Consider the following 16,896-nt stretch of genomic DNA (forward strand, 5'->3'; position numbering starts at 1 on the left):
ACGCTTTAATGCGCGTCCAGCCGGCACCAGACCGTGAATACCCAACGTCAGGCTCAGTGGTCCGCGCGTGGTATCACCACCAATCAGCTGCATATCGTAGTAATCAAGCAACTCAAACAGGCTGTCGCTAAATGCGGCCAGCCAGCTTTCATTCACTTCAGGCAAGGTAATCGCCAGCGTCAACCACGCCGGATCGGCACCCATTGCCGCCAAATCACTGAGATTCACGGCCAGCGCTTTGTAACCCAGATCGGCAGGATGGATATCACGCAGGAAGTGCACGCCCGCCACCAACGTATCGGTGCTAATGGCCAGCGTCTGTTTTTCGGGCACGTTCAGTAACGCACAGTCGTCACCAATTCCCTTCTCCACATCGCGGCGGGAGCTGGTAACGCGGTTAAAATAACGTGCGATCAGTTCGAATTCACCACAGGACATAAGTCAGGTCTCAATGAGAAAAAGGCCGGTAAACCGGCCTTTCGCATTTATTTTTTATTGGGTCGAATTTGTGGGGCTGCTTTATCCAGCACGCCGTTGACAAACTTGTGGCTGTCTTCGGCGCCAAACACTTTGGCCAGTTCGATGCCTTCGTTGATGGCCACTTTATAAGGCACATCAGAACGTTTGCTCAGCTCATACAGCGAAAGACGCAGAATGGCTTTTTCCACCTGACCCAGCTCTTCCAACTGACGTGACAGGTAAGGCTTCATCAGACCGTCCAGGTACGCGCTGTTAGTCGCCACACCGGCCAGCAATTCGCGGAAATAGCTAATATCGACGTCTTTGACGTCTTGTTCCGCCAGAAACTGGTATTCCACATCGGCAATGTCGTTGTTCGACAGCTGCCAGGAGTAAAGCGCCTGGACAGCGCACTCACGGGCGCGACGACGAGCAGCAGGTTTCACAAAATTCCCCTTCCAAAAATCAGGCTTTGATGGCTTTCAATACGTTAATCATTTCGAGTGCAGTCAGGGCCGCTTCGGCGCCTTTATTACCTGCTTTGGTGCCGGCGCGTTCAATCGCCTGCTCGATGTTTTCGGTGGTTAACACGCCGAAAGTCACCGGAATTTCGCTGGTCATCGCCACGTTGGCAATGCCAGAGCTGGCTTCACCTGCCACATATTCGAAGTGGGCGGTGCCGCCACGGATCACGGTTCCCAGAGCCACGATTGCATCGTGCTTACCGGCTTTTGCCAGTGCGCGCGCTGCCAGAGGCAGTTCGTAAGCGCCTGGAACCCAGACCACAGTGATGTTTTCTGCTTTGACCTGGCCAATACGCTTCAGCGCATCCACCGCGCCATCCAGCAGGCTGTCATTAATGAAGTTGTTAAAACGCGCAATGACGATGGCAATGTTAGCATCAGGCGCGGCAACAGGAGCTTCGATAACTTTCATACATATCCTTTGGGTGTTTGATTTATGGCCCCGCAGAAGGGGGCGGATTCTATCATACTCTTCGACAACGCGCTCAGGCTTTTCAGTCGGTGCTTAAGCGGGCGTCAGGGTCAGTCGCAGGTCCGCGCCAACCTTGCGTACGTCACTAAACTTCAGCTCTGGCGCATCGGACAATCGTTCCAGCCCAGGCAGTTCACACAGGCCGCGTGCCGCATTGCCCAGTAGTTTCGGTGCCACATAGACAATCAGTTCATCGACCAGTCCAGCCTGTAACAGTGCCCCCGCCAGACTGGCGCCAGCTTCAACCCACACCGAGTTAATCTGACGCTGGCCGAGTATCATCATCATCGCCACCAGATCCAGTTGTTCTCCGCGCAGCGGCACCGCAATCTGGCTGACGCTGTCTGGCCAGGTTTGCTGATCGATTTCACTGCGCATCAGCCAGGTTTCGCCCGACTGACTCATCAGTCGATGTTGCGGCGTCACACGCTGCTGGCTATCAATCACCACGCGAATCGGCTGACGCAGCGTGGCTTCATCCAGCTGCTGGCGTGCATCTTCATTCAGTTCGCCCCAGCGCACGGTTAATGACGGATCGTCTGCCAGCACTGTGGCACTCGAGGTAAGAATAGCCGAACTCTGGGCACGTAATTGTTGCACATCGCGCCTTGCCGCCGCCGAGGTGATCCATTGACTTTCGCCACTGGCCATCGCGGTGCGCCCATCAAGGGATGCGCCGAGTTTGAGCTGAATCCACGGGAAGCCAGTGCGCATACGTTTCAGAAAACCACGATTCAATGCTTCAGCTTCGCTCATCATTAAGCCGTGGCTGACTTCAATCCCGGCCTGCTGCAAACGATACAAGCCGCGTCCCGCCACTTGCGGATTGGGATCCTGCATTGCCGCCACCACGCGACTGACGCCCGCAGCGATCAACGCATCGCAACACGGCGGCGTGCGGCCATGATGGCTGCAGGGCTCCAGCGTGACATAAGCGGTCGCACCTTTAGCTTTTTCACCCGCCATGCGCAGCGCGTGCACTTCAGCATGCGGCTCGCCCGCACGGTGATGCCAGCCTTCGCCGACAATCTCGCCGTCGCGTACAATCACGCAGCCAACATTAGGATTAGGTGTGGTGGTAAAACGTCCGCGACGCGCCAGTTCCAGCGCACGCGCCATGTAGCGTTCGTCAGTCATGGCTTAGTCCTGTAAGCGGGCGATCTCTTCGCCAAAATCACGGATATCTTCGAAGCTGCGGTACACCGAAGCAAAGCGGATGTAAGCGACCTTATCGAGTTTCTTCAGCTCTTCCATCACCAGATTACCGACCAGCTTGCTGGGAATTTCGCGCTCGCCAGTGGCACGCAGTTGCGTTTTAATGTGGTTGACGGCGTTATCCACCGCATCGGCGCTCACCGGGCGCTTCTCCAGCGCCTTCATCATGCCGCTGGCGAGCTTATCTTCGTTAAAGGGTTCACGCACATCGTTGCTTTTCACCACGCGCGGCATCACCAGCTCAGCCACTTCAAAGGTGGTAAAACGCTCATGGCACACCAGACACTGGCGGCGGCGACGCACCGATGAACCTTCACTGACCAGGCGAGAATCAATCACTTTGGTATCCACAGCGGAGCAGAAGGGGCAATGCATGACGTTTCCTGTCGCGAGATAAATAGGCCACACAGTGTAGCGCGATCTTCAAAGCAACTGAATACACGCGACCGAATCACCGCCTGGCTCACAGATGCAGGATGTCACGCTCTGTAAACAAGAAAAGCCACTAAGCTTAAACAGCCAATCCGGCACATTTGCAGGAGGTCACATGGGTCTGTTCAATTTCGTGAAAGAAGCAGGTGAAAAGTTATGGGATGCCGTCACTGGCGCTGACGATCCCAGCAAAAAACTACAGGATCATATTAATCAACTCGGCTTACCTGACAGCGATAAAGTCAAAGTCGATGTGCAAGGCGACACCGTTACCGTGAGCGGTGATGGCATTTCACAGGAGCTGAAGGAGAAAATCCTGGTGGCCGCCGGTAACGTGGCAGGGATTACCAAGGTCGATGACAAGGTCACCGTCACCGACAGTGCGCCAGAAGCCGATTTCTATACGGTGAAAAAAGGCGACACCCTGAGTGCGATTTCCAAACAGGTCTACGGGAATCCCAATGAATACAACAAGATTTTCGCAGCAAACAAGCCAATGCTGACGCATCCTGATAAGATCTACCCCGGCCAGGTATTACGTATTCCGAAATAACAGAAAGGACAATGCATGACGATCAGGACGTTTTGGGCGCCCACCGCACTTTCGCTGCTGGTGCTCAGTGGTTGTAGTTCAACGCCGACTTCACCGCAGGTCAAAGAGTTACATCAGGAAGTCAGCCAGCTTAACCAGCAGATGCGCAAGCTCACCAATCAGGCAACGGCGCTGGAAATTCAGGGTCAACTCAATGGGCAATCAACCCAGGGGGCATGGCTGTTGCCGCAAGCCAACACTCCCGTCGAGTTACAGACGCAGGTGGGCAAATTGCGCCTGTCACTGTCTCGCGTCGAGGGGGAAGCCAGTGGTAGTCGCGCCAACCTGAATATCCGTTCCACCGATGACCAGCCGATCCCCGCGCTGAGCGCCACGGTGGTGTGGGGTGAGCTGGATCCAGCCAGTGGCAAACCGCTGAATGCGGAGAGTCTGAGCCAGACCATTCAGGTTGAGGCGAGTCTGATGCCACGCAGTTCGGTAACAGTGCCGCTGCGCCTGAGCGGACTGACGCCGGAGCAACTCGGCTTTGTGCGCGTGCATGATGTGCAGAGCACAGCAGCCACCAAAACCGCGCCCTGATCAGCAGGCATAAAAAAACGGGCTGCCCTTAGGCAGCCCGTTTCATTTCATCAGCAGAATTAAGGCAGGATAGAAGGCTGATCTGCGCCCTCTTTCTCCACTTTCTGCACCAGCATGTGTTCACGCTTCATACCCAGTTTCAATGCCAGAGCAGAAGAAACATAGATCGATGAAACGGTACCGATGGTGACACCGATCAGCATGGTCAGCGAGAAGCCTTTCAGCAGCGCACCACCAAAGATGAACAGAATCAGAATCATCGCCAGCGTGGTCAGCGAGGTGATCAGGGTACGGCTCAACGTCTGGGTCAGCGACACGTTAGTAATATCGTAGGAAGAACCGCGACGAATTTTGCGGAAGTTCTCACGAATACGGTCGGAAACCACGATTTTATCGTTAAGCGAGTAACCAATCACCGACATCAGTGACGCGACAATCGTCAGGTCGATCTCGATGTGTGACAACGCCAGAATGCCGCAGGTGATAATGACGTCATGCGCCAGTGCCAGCACGGTACCCAGCGCCAGACGCCACTCAAAGCGGAAGCCGATATAGATCAGAATCGCAATCAGTGCCGACAGCAGCGCCATCGCACCGGCTTGCGCCAGATCGCTACCCACGCTTGGGCCGACGAACTCAATGCGCTTCACGGTCGCGTTCTGCTGCGTCGTCTCATTGATGGAGGTCACGACTTTGTTGCCGAGCTCCTGACCTGCTGCACCGGTGGCTGGCGGCATACGCACCATCACGTCACGGCTGCTGCCAAAGTTCTGCACCAGCGGCTCCTGGAAGCCCGCTTTCACCAAACCTTCACGCAGTGCGTCCAGATCGGCCGGTTTTTCCAGGTTAATCTCAATCACCGTTCCGCCGGTAAAGTCGAGGCCCCAGTTGAAGCCTCGCACACCGATAATGGCGATAGACGCCACAATCAGCAGACCGGAGATGATGAATGCCAGCGTATCCCAGCGCATAAAGTCGACGACCTTACGCCCGTGGTTTAGCTGCTCAATACTATATTCCTGTGCCACAACGCACTCCTCAGATGGACAGCTTGTTGATGCGTTTGCCGCCGTAAACCAGGTTAACGATGGCACGGGTGCCGACGATAGCGGTGAACATTGAGGTCGCGATACCGATAGCGGTGGTGATCGCAAAGCCTTTAATGGAGCCGGTACCGACCGCATAAAGAATGATAACTTTGATCAGCGTAGTGACGTTGGCATCGACGATACTGGAGAAGGCGCCTTTGTAGCCTTCGTGAATCGCCTGCTGTACCGAGCGTCCGTTACGCAGTTCTTCTTTAATACGTTCGTTAATCAACACGTTGGCATCGACAGCAACCGCCAGCGTCAACACGATACCGGCAATCCCCGGCATGGTGAGGGTCGCACCCGGCAGCAGTGACATGATGCCGACAATCAGCACCAGGTTGCACAGCAGCGCGCTGGTCGCAATCAAACCAAATTTCTTATAGAACACCACCATAAACAGAATGGACGCGATCAGACCCCACAAGCAGGCTTCGAGACCCTGAGTGATGTTCTGCTGGCCCATTGTTGGACCAATGGTACGCTCTTCCACAATCTGAATTGGCGCGATCAACGCACCGGCACGCAGCAGCAGCGACAGCTGACGCGCTTCGTTCGGGTTGTTGATACCGGTGATGCGGAAGCTGTTACCGAGGCGCGACTGAATGTTCGCCACGTTAATCACTTGCTCCTGTTTCACCAGGATTGCACGACCGTTGGCGTCTTTCTTACCGCTGTCCTTGTACTCCACAAACAGGGTCGCCATCGCTTTACCGATGTTGTCCTTGGTGAAGTTCGACATCATGTTACCGCCCGCGCCATCCAGTGAAATGTTCACCTGCGGCTGGTTGTACTCGTCCATACTGGACGTCGAATCGGTAATATGGTCACCGGTCAGAATCACACGCTTGTACAGCACCACTGGCTGGCCTTCACGCGTCTCTTTCACTTCCGAATCACCCGGCACACGGCCACTCGCCGCGGCAGTTGGATCAACGGTGGTGTTTACCAGACGGAATTCCAGGGTCGCAGTGGCACCCAGAATCTCTTTGGCACGCGCCGTATCCTGAATACCCGGCAGTTCCACCACGATGCGGTCAGAACCCTGACGCTGCACCAGAGGCTCGGCAACGCCAAGCTGGTTCACACGGTTACGCAGGATATTGATGTTCTGCTGAACCGCATACTCACGGGCTTCGCTCAGACGCGCATCGGTCATCACCGCACGCAGCGTATCGCTGCCGACGCTGGAGATCACCAGATCGCGATGACGCGGTGACAGGTAGCTGATCGCCGCATCACGGCTGGCACCGTCGCGGAAACGCACTTCTACACCGTAGTTAGCGATTTTATTGACGTTGGTATACGGGATGCTTTTGTCGCGCAGGTCACTGCGCAGGCCATCGGCATTCTGCTCTTGCAGCTTGCCCAGAGCGGTATCCATATCCACTTCCATCAGGAAGTGTACGCCGCCACGCAGATCAAGACCGAGTTTCATCGGCTGTGCAGCCAGCATGGTCAGCCAGCGCGGAGTAGCCGGCGCGAGGTTGAGTGCCACAACATAGTTGTCGCCCAACGCGGTAGTGATGGCATCACGCGCGCGCAGCTGCGCATCCTGATTGTCAAAACGGGCCAGAATGGCGCCATTTTCCAGAGCGAGGGATTTGCTCTGGATTTTATCTTGTTTTAATAAAGTCTGGACCTGATCCAACGTCTGTTCACTGGCGGCGCCACCGCGCGCACCAGTGATCTGAACGGCCGGATCCTCTCCATAAAGGTTAGGAAGCGCATAGAGCAGGCCGACGAGAATCACGACGACCAGCATGATGTACTTCCACAAAGGATAACGGTTTAACACGGCAGTTCCCTTCGGGAAGAAAAAATTACAGCGCCTTCATAGTACCTTTCGGCAGAACGGCGGCCACGAAATCACGTTTTACAACTACTTCAGTGGTGTCGTTCAGGGCGATAGAAACGTAGCCGTTGTCAGCCACTTTGGTCACACGACCTACCAGGCCACCGCTGGTTAACACTTCATCACCTTTAGAGATGGAATCCATCAGCTTCTTGTGATCTTTAGAACGTTTCTGCTGCGGGCGCAGAATCATGAAATAGAAGATCAGACCAAACACCACCAGCATGATCACCAGAGAATAAGGACTTCCCTGAGACGGAGCGCCTGCTGCGGCAACGGCGTCAGAAATGAAAAAGCTCATTAAATTTCCCTCATTGATAGAATTATCAGACGTTTAACGGTGGAACCGCTTTACCCGTCCGTTGGTAGAACTCGCTAACAAAGTGCTCTAATTTACCCTCTTCGATGGCCTTACGTAAACCCGCCATCAGACGCTGGTAATAGCGCAGATTGTGAATCGTATTCAGACGTGCGCCCAGTATTTCGTTACAACGATCAAGATGATACAAGTAGGCGCGGCTATAATTGCGACAGGTGTAACAATCACAATCCGCATCCAGCGTTGCCGTGTCATCTTTATACCTGGCGTTACGGATTTTCACCACGCCATCGGTCACAAACAGGTGACCATTACGCGCATTACGCGTTGGCATGACGCAGTCAAACATATCGATACCGCGGCGAACGCCTTCCACCAGATCTTCTGGCTTGCCGACGCCCATCAAATAACGCGGTTTATCTTGCGGAATTTGCGGACAGACGTGTTCCAGGATACGGTGCATGTCCTCTTTAGGTTCACCCACCGCCAGGCCGCCCACAGCGTACCCATCAAAGCCGATATCTACCAGACCTTTAACCGAGACATCTCGTAAATCTTCGTAAACACCGCCCTGAATAATGCCGAACAGCGCATTTTTATTCCCGAGTGAATCAAAGCGATCGCGGCTACGCTGCGCACAACGCAGTGACATCTCCATCGAACGTTTGGCGTAATCCCAGTCTGCTGGATACGGCGTACACTCGTCGAAAATCATCACCACGTCTGAACCGAGGTCGTACTGAATTTCCATCGATTTTTCCGGATCGAGGAAAATCGGGTCGCCGTTGATCGGATTACGGAAATGCACGCCCGCTTCGGTGATCTTACGAATGTCACCGAGGCTGAACACCTGGAAGCCGCCGGAGTCAGTGAGGATCGGTCCCTGCCAGTTCATGAAATCGTGCAGGTCACCGTGCAGTTTCATAATCTCCTGGCCCGGGCGCAGCCACAGGTGGAAGGTATTACCGAGCAGGATCTGCGCGCCGGTGTCTTTCACTTCTTCCGGCGTCATGCCCTTCACGGTGCCGTAGGTGCCCACAGGCATGAATGCCGGGGTTTCAACCACACCACGATCGAACACCAAACGGCCACGGCGCGCGCGCCCGTCGGTGGTATCTAATTCAAATTTCACATTGACCTCATTAGATAATCAGAGAAACAGTCTGATTATTAAGCTCCAACCACTTCGTCAGGAGCCTGTGGATTACGGGTGATGTACATGGCATCCCCGTAGCTAAAGAAACGGTACTGCTCTGCCACCGCGCTTTGGTAAGCCGCCATGGTATTTTTGTAACCGGCAAATGCTGACACCAGCATGATCAGCGTCGATTCCGGCAGATGGAAGTTAGTGATCAGCGCATCAATCACCTGATAGTGATAGCCCGGATAGATGAAGATCTGCGTGTCGTCGAAGAACGGTGCAATCAGCGCATCCTGAGCCGCCTGCGCCGCGCTCTCCAGAGAACGCACGGAGGTGGTGCCAACCGCGACCACTTTGTTGCCACGCGCTTTACACGCCAGCACCGCATCCACCACATCCTGCGGCACTTCGGCATACTCAGAGTGCATGATGTGGTCATTGATGTTCTCGACGCGCACCGGCTGGAAGGTACCTGCGCCAACGTGCAGCGTGACAAATGCCATTTCGATGCCTTTCGCGCGCAGCGCGTCCAGCAACGGTTCATCAAAATGCAAACCGGCGGTCGGTGCGGCTACCGCACCCGGACGCGCGCTGTAAACGGTTTGATAAAGTTCACGGTCTGCTTCTTCATCCGGACGATCAATATACGGCGGCAACGGCATATGGCCGACGCTGTTAAGGATATCCAGCACTGCGCGGTCATCGGCAAATTCGATTTCAAACAGCGTATCGTGGCGCGCGACCATGGTGGCTTTGACGCTTTCGTCATCGCCCAGCAGCAGCTCTGCACCCGGCTTCGGCGCTTTCGAGGCACGCACATGCGCCAGCACGCGTTTGTCATCCAGCATGCGCTCCACCAGCATCTCGATTTTGCCGCCACTGGCTTTTCGGCCGAAGACACGCGCCGGAATAACGCGGGTATTGTTAAACACCAGCAGGTCGCCCGGATTGAGTTTATCCAGTACGTCGGTAAACACTTCATGGCTTAACGCCCCACTTGGGCCATCCAGCGCCAGCAAGCGGCAACCGCTGCGCTGCGCCTGCGGATAGTGGGCGATCAAAGATTCTGGCAACTCAAAAGCAAAATCGGCTACACGCATGCATCACTTCTTTCAGGACTCAAAAAACAGGCGGCATAGTTTAGCGGAAAAGCGGCAAATTCTGAACAACTGGCTGCATATCTGTGATTCTGCCTATAATGCGCCATGAACTTTCTCGCTCACCTTCACCTTGCACAGCTGGCAGACAGCTCCCTGCTGGGCAATCTGATGGCCGACTTCGTGCGCGGCAATGTGCAATCGCAATGGCCGGAACCGGTTGTGGCGGGCATCGCTATGCATCGCCGACTGGATGTTTTGACGGATAACCTGCCGGAAGTGCGTGAAGCGCGGCAATTCTTTCGCGCTGAAACTCGTCGCGTTGCGCCCATCACTTTGGATGTCATCTGGGATCACTTCCTCGCGCTGCACTGGGACCAGCTGCACCCTTCCCAATCGCTGGTCGCGTTCACGGCGGCAGCCGAGCGTGAAATCATGCCGCAACTGCCCGGCACGCCAGAAGGATTCATCGAACTCAATTCGGTGATGTGGCGCGAGCGCTGGTTTGAGCACTATGCCGAACCAACGCGGCTGGCCCGCGTATTGAGCGGTATGGCACATCGCCGCCCGCGTCTGGCAGCACTGCGCGAATCCTATCAGGATTTTGTCGATCATTATCAGCAACTTGAACCGCTGTTCTTCCAGTTCTATCCGCGCCTGATGGACGCTGCGCGCCACCAGCAACTCTAAACCCGCTTTTTTTCACAATCCCAGCATTTACGCCTCTTGCCAGCCGCACTCATCTGCGGCTTAATGAAACCTTTCTTAACTTTTGTTAAGTAGGTCACACCGCCAGGTCGCCTGTTTCGGCGTTTTTTGTCACTTCGTTTGCCAGAAAATGATAAGAGGGAAAGATGTCATCAGCTACGCTAACCGAACTTGACGCGCGTTATCACTTTGCCTGTGATGTCGCTAAAACTGCAGCCAGCCGCGCTTTATCCTGGTATCAGCAGCGTCATCAACTGGTGATTGAGCATAAAAAGGATTTACAGGATGTGGTTAGCGAAGCCGACCGCAACGTGGAAGAATTGGTCAAGCACCTGATTTACGAACGCTTTCCCGATGATGCCGTGCTGGGTGAAGAGAGCGGTGGTGAAACTACAGGTGCGCGCTTTGTCTGGGTGATTGACCCGATTGATGGCACCAGTAACTTCCTGAATGGATTACATAACTGGTGCGTGTCGCTGGCGATTGTCTGTGAAAATGAGCCGGTAATTGGCGTGGTCTGCGATCCCAACCATCATGAGACCTTCCATGCCTGTCGCGGTAAAGGTGCCTGGGTCAATGAAAAGCGCATTCAGGCGCACAGCGCTCAGCATCTCAATCAGGGCGTGCTCGGCATTAGTAGTTCCAACAGCCAACCGGTGGAACCGTTGACGACCTTTATTGGTGGCTTGCTGTCACAGGGCGGGATGTTCATCCGTAATGGCTCTGGCGCATTAATGAGTGCCTGGGCCGCCGCTGGTCGTTTAATTGGTTATTACGAAGCGCATATGAATCCGTGGGACGGTTTACCTGGGATTGTATTGATGCGTGAGGCCGGCGGCATAACCAATGATTACCTTGGTCACAACGGTCTGCAGCAGGGCAATCCTGTGCTGCTCGCCAATAGCGTTATCTACCCTCAGCTCAAAGCACTGTTACCCGCGCATATCAGCCTGTAGCCGATTCACCACATCATGAAAGATAAGCCTGAAGGATAATCCGGGCTTATCTTTTCGCTATTTATGCTTCAGCGGTGTAAATACAAATACCACCTTAATCTGCGATTATTCTAATTTTCTTCCGCCCTGATATTTAGCGGCTAAAAGCGCGTATTCTGTCAGCGTCAATCATCCCTTGTAATACCCATTTTTCTCCTTTGTAACTTTTTTCGGCGACAGGATGCGCCGATTTATTTTTTCTGGAACGCATAACCATTCTTATCCTAACTTCTGGGTTAAATTATGACTGCGAATGCCTCTCACCGTTATCGGGCGGATATTGACGGCCTGCGCGCCGTCGCCATCATTCTGGTGGTACTCTTTCACTCCGGCGTCACCTCGCTGCAGGGTGGCTTTATTGGTGTCGACCTCTTCTTTGTTATTTCCGGCTTTCTGATCGGCGGTATTATCAGCAAGGAAATATCCGAGGGTCACTTCTCATTTTATCAATTTTATTTACGCCGCATTAAACGTATCGCTCCCGCGTTATTTTTCATGATGACGATATTGCTGCTACTGGGCTTCATCCTGCTTTCACCGCTAGAGTTCAGCCAGCTGGCCAAATACAGCCTGGCGGTATTTATCGCCGTACCCAATATGCTGCTACTCAAGAGCGGTGACTATTTCAGTACCGATTCCGATTTAAATCCCCTGCTCATGACCTGGTCATTGGGAATAGAAGAACAGTTCTATATTGTGCTGCCATTCATTCTGCTTTTGGCCGTACGACTCAAACGTTCGATGCGCTCTGTGGTACTGATACTGAGTGTGATCTCTTTGGTGGCCTGTATCGGGATCACACCGTTTGCCACCACCCACGCCTTTTATCTGTTGCCAACCCGCGCCTGGGAACTCGGTGCCGGTGTGCTGCTGGCGCTGTGGAAACCACAACCCCTCACCGGCCGAGCGGCCAGCCTGCTCAATCTGCTGGGTTGGATGATGATTATCTCCGCCAGCCTGTTGCTTAGTAGCCATAGCCAATTTCCGGGCTGGTTGGCGATCATTCCCGTGCTGGCGGGTTGCCTGATGATCGGTGCGCGCAGCGAGCTTAACCAGTTACTGTTAGAAAATCCGCTGATGCGCTTTATCGGCAAGATCTCTTATTCCTGGTACCTGTGGCACTGGCCGCTGCTAAGTCTGGCGCGCATCTGTAGCGATCACCCCCTTACCGTCTGGCAAGGTTTGATGATCTGCGGCGCAGCGCTGGGTCTGGCCTGGTTTTCTTGGCGCTTTGTCGAGCAGCCCTTCCGCCAGACGCGCATGGGCACGCGTTGGGTGATCCCCGGCTACTGTGCCTCTTCCCTGATTGCGGCGGGTGCGATGCTACTGTTGTGGCAAACCGGGGGCATGAAATCGCGGGTTAGTGAACTCGTCGTGAATGCGGACAGCTGGAAAATTTCGGCGCAGCGTAATCCGTGCTTGCTTGATTACGGGGCAAACCTGCCCTCCAGGCATGAGGAGTGTCATCCAAACACCGATCGCCCCGGTATCGCCTTAATTGGCGACAGTCACGCTGCCGCACTGCGTGCTTCGGTGTCGGGCTATGCACAACGTCAGCATAAACCGCTGTATCAACTCACCAAAGCCTCCTGTCCGTTCCTGATTGGTGCCACACGCGTGGTGAGCCAAATGCCACATCATGCGCAACAATGCATTACCTTTAATCAGGAAGTGCTGAAGATGGTGCTGAGCGACAAGGTGGACGAAGTGGTGATCAGCGCCTATTGGGCATCGGGTATGAGCCTGTTGCCCGGTGCCGGTTTCCGCGAAACCGATCATCCTGAAAAGAGTAATCTTGAGGCGCTGCAAGCGGGTATGGATCGCGTGGTGGCTCAGCTGACTCAGGCGGGCAAAAAGGTCACGGTAATAGAGGATGCGCCTTCAGTGGACGTTGACCCGCTGCGCTACAGCAATAACCGTAACATTCCGATTCGTCGCGAACTGAGCGCCTGGCTGAGCAAGTGGGAAGCTCCGCCGCTGCTCTCTGAGCGCACCAGATTGTTCCAGTTCCCGGAAGAGGCCGTGGAGAAATTATTGCAGCGCTATAAGCAACAAGGCGTACGCGTGTTATCGCTGCGAGAGAATCTGTGTAATGAGCAGGGCTGTTTGATCACCAGCGGAGGATTGCCGCTCTATTATGATGACAATCACCTGAGCCCGGCGGGCGGAGAGATTGCGTTGGGTAGCAACTGGTAGTCGTGCTTCGGCCTGCGCTTTTCATCATACTTAAAAGCTCAGGGCGGGAATCTCTCCCGCCCTGAACACTACCTATCCTTCCACGCTTAACGGGCAAACATCCCACCCGTTATGCGCATCAGAATGATCAGGCTTTCCGCTTTTTCGCCAGCGGCCAGGCCAGCAACAGCAGCACAATCCACGCGAAGCCAACATACAGCGACACGCGCGTGTCAGGGAAATAACCGATCAAGGCAATGATGAACACCAGGAAAGCCACGCCAAACCAGGCGGTTTTGCTGCCGCCAGGCAGGGCGAATTGCAGTTTACCCGCCTGCTCTATGCCAATTTTGCGGCGAAACGCGATTTGCGACAGCAGAATCATGATCCACACCCACACCGTGGCGAAGGTCGCCAGCGACGCGATCACCAGGAACACTTTTTCCGGCATCAGGTAGTTGAGATACACGGCGATCAGCATCGCCACCATCATCACCAGCACGGTGACCCACGGAATCCCGCGATCCGAGACCTTCTGGAACATCTTCGGCGCATGGCCCTGCTGCGCCATGCCGTGCAGCATACGCCCGACGCCAAACACATCGCTGTTGATCGCCGACAGTGACGCCGTCAGCACCACGAAGTTAAGAATCGATGCCGCCGCCGCGATGCCCAGATGCTGGAAAGTCAGCACAAAGGGACTGCCGGAGGTGCCGACCTGGTTCCACGGATAGATCGACATGATGACAAACAGCGTGCCGACATAGAACACCAGAATACGCAGCGGAACGGAGTTAATGGCGCGTGGAATCGACTTCTCAGGCTCTTCCGCTTCACCGGCGGTGATACCGATAATTTCAATGCCGCCATAGGCAAACATCACCATCTGCAGTGACAGCAGCATACCGACAATGCCGTGAGCGAAGAAGCCACCGTTGGTCCACAGGTTATGGATACCCGTAGGCTGACCGCCGTTGCCGATGCCCCAGAAAATCATGCCAAAACCGGCGATGATCATGATGATAATGGTGGCGACTTTGAAGAAGGAGAACCAGAACTCGACTTCACCAAACACCTTCACGCTCATCAGGTTAATGGCACCGATAATCAGCACCACCGACAGCACCCAAATCCAGTGCGGTACTTCCGGGAACCACACGCCCATGTAGATACCAAAAGCCGTCACGTCGGCAATCGCCACAATCAGGATTTCAAAACAGTAGGTCCAGCCGGTGATGTAACCTGCTAACGGCCCCAGATAGTCCTGCGCGTAGCGCGAAAACGAGCTGGCCTGCGGGTTATTCACTGACATCTCACCCAAGGCACGCATGATGATGTACGCCACCGCACCGCCGATGATGTACGCCAGCAGCACGCTGGGGCCTGCCATTTTGATCGCATCCGCCGAGCCGTAAAACAGCCCGGTACCGATTGCCGATCCCAGCGCCATAAAACGGATGTGGCGCGTGCTCAGTCCGCGTTTGAGCTTGTTGGTTTCTTGCATAACACCAATACCTTGTAAATGAAAAAACCACGGGCAAGCCCGTGGTTGAAATTAACAGCAATGTCGATTACGAGTGGGCAGCGACCTGTTCGCGTCCTTTTGCCCGATCGACCACCGCGGCAATCACCAGCATCACCAGCGATGGCGGTAACCAGGAGAGTCCCTGATCGGCCAGTGGCAGATGCTGGCTAAACAGCGGCAGCACATCTTTAAAATTGGTGGTTTTGATGGCATCAACGATGCCAAACAGCAGGCTCACCAGCATGGTTGGCGCGATAATACGCGTGCTCTTATTCCACCATTTCAGGGTGAAGCTCAGCACCACCAGCACGATGCACGGTGGATAAATCGCCGTCAGCACCGGAATCGAGATCTGAATCAAGTGGCTCAGGCCTAGATTCGACACCACCATCGAGAACAGACCCAGAATAAACACCAGCGCTTTATACGACAACGGCAGGTATTGCGCAAAGAATTCCGCACAGGCGCAGGTCAGGCCAACCGCCGTCACCATGCAGGCCACGAAGATCAGTGCTGCCAGGAAGAAGCTGCCCATGCCGCCAAAGGTCTGCTGCACATACGCATGCAGAATCGCTGCACCATTGGCATTCTGATCAACCAGGCCAGCACTGCCAGAACCGAGTTTGAACAGGCTCAGGTAAACCAGCGTCAAGCCAACACCGGCAATCACGCCCGCCAGCATGGTGTAACGGGTCAGCAGTTTCGCATCTTCAACGCCGCGGGAACGTGCCGCATTGACGATAACAATACCAAACACCAGCGCACCCAGCGTATCCATGGTCAGATAGCCGTTAACGAAGCCGCTGGAGAAGGCCGCACGCTGGTAATCAGCCGTAGCAGGCGCGATACCACCGGCCGGCCACAGCAGTGCTGCCAGACCGAGAATGGTCAGCGCCACGATTTTCAGCGGAGCGAGGAAGTGGCCGACAGTGTCCAGCAATTTGCCAGGATACAGGGAAATGCCAATCACCAGCGCAAAATAAATCAGGCTGTAGATAAACAGCGGCAGCGCGCCATCACCAGTCAGCGGAGCAATCCCCACTTCAAACGACACGGTCGCCGTACGCGGCGTAGCAAACAGCGGACCGACCGCCAGGTAGCAAACCGTTGCCAGCAACAGACCTGCGGCTTTACCAATTGGCGAGCTGAGGGCATCAATGCCGCCGCCCACGCGCGCCAGGGCGATAACGGTCATCACCGGCAAGCCAACGGCCGTAATCAGAAAGCCGAAAGCGGCAACCCAGACGTGTTCGCCAGACTGAATCCCCACCATCGGTGGAAAGATAATGTTTCCTGCGCCTACGAACAGGGCAAACGTCATGAAGCCCAGCGCCAGGATATCCTTGGAGGTTAAACGATGTGTCATAAACTTCTGTACTGCCTGTAGCTGATGTTGCGGTGGAAGTTGAGTGCGTGTTGTCCTCTGCATGCACAAAAACAAAGGCTTATCTGATGAGTTCAGAGCGTTATGCGGGCCTAATCGTTAAAGCGCAGGTGATTTAATCTACTTTTCTTCTGTTCGCAGAGGGATTAATCGACAACGGCGCAAATTAAAACGTTTATAGCGAAGAAAGGCAATACGGGATCGGAAAACCAGAAGGATATAACAAGAAAGTGACGAAAAGCAGTTTATCAGCGTGAAATAGCGTGAAAACACCTCAGATGATTTGCTTAAAGTTTCCGCATCACGGGAGATCTCCTCGCAAAACCGGGCTCTTAAATGCACAAAAGGCGCGATTTACGCGCCTGTTTGCACAAG

The 16,896-nt window shown here is 54.5% G+C and carries 17 protein-coding genes; 5 read left to right on the forward strand and 12 right to left on the reverse strand.

Annotation, left to right across the window (positions count from 1 at the left end; genetic code table 11):
* The 5 genes from FD737_RS15935 to nrdR all read right to left on the reverse strand — a co-directional run.
* Positions 1 to 438 (reverse strand): AIR synthase related protein (locus FD737_RS15935; RefSeq protein ID WP_237448812.1); only part of this gene is annotated, 438 nt, incomplete at its 3' end.
* A 47-nt stretch (positions 439 to 485) separates the two neighbouring features.
* Positions 486 to 905 (reverse strand): transcription antitermination factor NusB, encoded by a 420-nt coding sequence (nusB, locus tag FD737_RS15940; RefSeq protein WP_038648596.1) that lies wholly within the window; start codon positions 903 to 905, stop codon positions 486 to 488.
* Positions 906 to 924: 19 nt separating this feature from the next.
* Positions 925 to 1,395: a 6,7-dimethyl-8-ribityllumazine synthase gene (gene ribE / locus FD737_RS15945; RefSeq protein WP_038648599.1), complete on the reverse strand. Its 471-nt coding sequence runs from the start codon at positions 1,393 to 1,395 to the stop codon at positions 925 to 927.
* A 93-nt stretch (positions 1,396 to 1,488) separates the two neighbouring features.
* Complete coding sequence (gene ribD, locus FD737_RS15950) at positions 1,489 to 2,592, reverse strand: bifunctional diaminohydroxyphosphoribosylaminopyrimidine deaminase/5-amino-6-(5-phosphoribosylamino)uracil reductase RibD (RefSeq protein ID WP_160833994.1); 1,104 nt, start codon at positions 2,590 to 2,592, stop codon at positions 1,489 to 1,491.
* Positions 2,593 to 2,595: 3 nt separating this feature from the next.
* Positions 2,596 to 3,045: a transcriptional regulator NrdR gene (gene nrdR, locus FD737_RS15955; protein WP_034831027.1), complete on the reverse strand. Its 450-nt coding sequence runs from the start codon at positions 3,043 to 3,045 to the stop codon at positions 2,596 to 2,598.
* 172 nt (positions 3,046 to 3,217) lie between these two features.
* Here nrdR and lysM point away from each other — a divergent pair, with 172 nt between their 5' ends.
* Together lysM and FD737_RS15965 are read left to right on the forward strand one after the other, a co-directional pair.
* On the forward strand, positions 3,218 to 3,655 hold the full coding sequence (lysM, locus tag FD737_RS15960) for a peptidoglycan-binding protein LysM (RefSeq protein WP_045833917.1): 438 nt from the start codon (positions 3,218 to 3,220) through the stop codon (positions 3,653 to 3,655).
* Between the two features lie 15 nt (positions 3,656 to 3,670).
* Positions 3,671 to 4,234, forward strand: coding sequence for a DUF3251 domain-containing protein (locus FD737_RS15965; RefSeq protein ID WP_160833995.1), 564 nt, complete (start codon positions 3,671 to 3,673; stop codon positions 4,232 to 4,234).
* A gap of 59 nt (positions 4,235 to 4,293) precedes the next feature.
* Here FD737_RS15965 and secF read toward each other — a convergent pair whose 3' ends face one another.
* The 5 genes from secF to queA are packed head-to-tail and all read right to left on the reverse strand — an operon-like array spanning position 4,294 to position 9,737.
* Positions 4,294 to 5,262, reverse strand: coding sequence for a protein translocase subunit SecF (gene secF / locus FD737_RS15970; RefSeq protein ID WP_038648607.1), 969 nt, complete (start codon positions 5,260 to 5,262; stop codon positions 4,294 to 4,296).
* A gap of 10 nt (positions 5,263 to 5,272) precedes the next feature.
* A complete protein-coding gene (secD, locus tag FD737_RS15975) occupies positions 5,273 to 7,120 on the reverse strand; it encodes a protein translocase subunit SecD (RefSeq protein ID WP_160833996.1) in 1,848 nt (615 codons plus the stop codon).
* Between the two features lie 25 nt (positions 7,121 to 7,145).
* Positions 7,146 to 7,478: a preprotein translocase subunit YajC gene (yajC, locus tag FD737_RS15980; protein ID WP_034831018.1), complete on the reverse strand. Its 333-nt coding sequence runs from the start codon at positions 7,476 to 7,478 to the stop codon at positions 7,146 to 7,148.
* Positions 7,479 to 7,503: 25 nt separating this feature from the next.
* A complete protein-coding gene (gene tgt, locus FD737_RS15985; protein WP_160833997.1) occupies positions 7,504 to 8,628 on the reverse strand; it encodes a tRNA guanosine(34) transglycosylase Tgt in 1,125 nt (374 codons plus the stop codon).
* A 38-nt stretch (positions 8,629 to 8,666) separates the two neighbouring features.
* On the reverse strand, positions 8,667 to 9,737 hold the full coding sequence (gene queA / locus FD737_RS15990) for a tRNA preQ1(34) S-adenosylmethionine ribosyltransferase-isomerase QueA (RefSeq protein ID WP_058961447.1): 1,071 nt from the start codon (positions 9,735 to 9,737) through the stop codon (positions 8,667 to 8,669).
* Between the two features lie 105 nt (positions 9,738 to 9,842).
* On the opposite strand from queA, the gene FD737_RS15995 reads away from it, so the two are divergent.
* The 3 genes from FD737_RS15995 to FD737_RS16005 all read left to right on the forward strand — a co-directional run bounded on the left by FD737_RS15995 (position 9,843) and on the right by FD737_RS16005 (position 13,633).
* Complete coding sequence (locus FD737_RS15995) at positions 9,843 to 10,424, forward strand: ACP phosphodiesterase (protein ID WP_160833998.1); 582 nt, start codon at positions 9,843 to 9,845, stop codon at positions 10,422 to 10,424.
* A gap of 164 nt (positions 10,425 to 10,588) precedes the next feature.
* The gene (locus FD737_RS16000; protein ID WP_160833999.1) at positions 10,589 to 11,398 is read left to right on the forward strand and encodes an inositol monophosphatase; all 810 of its coding nucleotides are present in this window, start codon (positions 10,589 to 10,591) and stop codon (positions 11,396 to 11,398) included.
* Between the two features lie 282 nt (positions 11,399 to 11,680).
* Positions 11,681 to 13,633, forward strand: coding sequence for an acyltransferase family protein (locus FD737_RS16005; RefSeq protein WP_160834000.1), 1,953 nt, complete (start codon positions 11,681 to 11,683; stop codon positions 13,631 to 13,633).
* Positions 13,634 to 13,760: 127 nt separating this feature from the next.
* On the opposite strand, the gene proY is transcribed toward FD737_RS16005, so the two are convergent.
* Both proY and brnQ read right to left on the reverse strand, forming a co-directional pair.
* A complete protein-coding gene (gene proY / locus FD737_RS16010) occupies positions 13,761 to 15,116 on the reverse strand; it encodes a proline-specific permease ProY (RefSeq protein ID WP_160834001.1) in 1,356 nt (451 codons plus the stop codon).
* Between the two features lie 67 nt (positions 15,117 to 15,183).
* Positions 15,184 to 16,503 carry a branched-chain amino acid transporter carrier protein BrnQ gene (gene brnQ, locus FD737_RS16015; RefSeq protein WP_160834002.1) on the reverse strand — a complete coding sequence of 440 codons (1,320 nt, stop codon included), beginning with the start codon at positions 16,501 to 16,503 and terminating at the stop codon, positions 15,184 to 15,186.
* Positions 16,504 to 16,896 lie beyond the last annotated feature (393 nt).

Origin of the sequence: Pantoea sp. Seng (assembly GCF_009829935.1) — a bacterium.
Taxonomy (GTDB): domain Bacteria; phylum Pseudomonadota; class Gammaproteobacteria; order Enterobacterales; family Enterobacteriaceae; genus Pantoea; species Pantoea communis.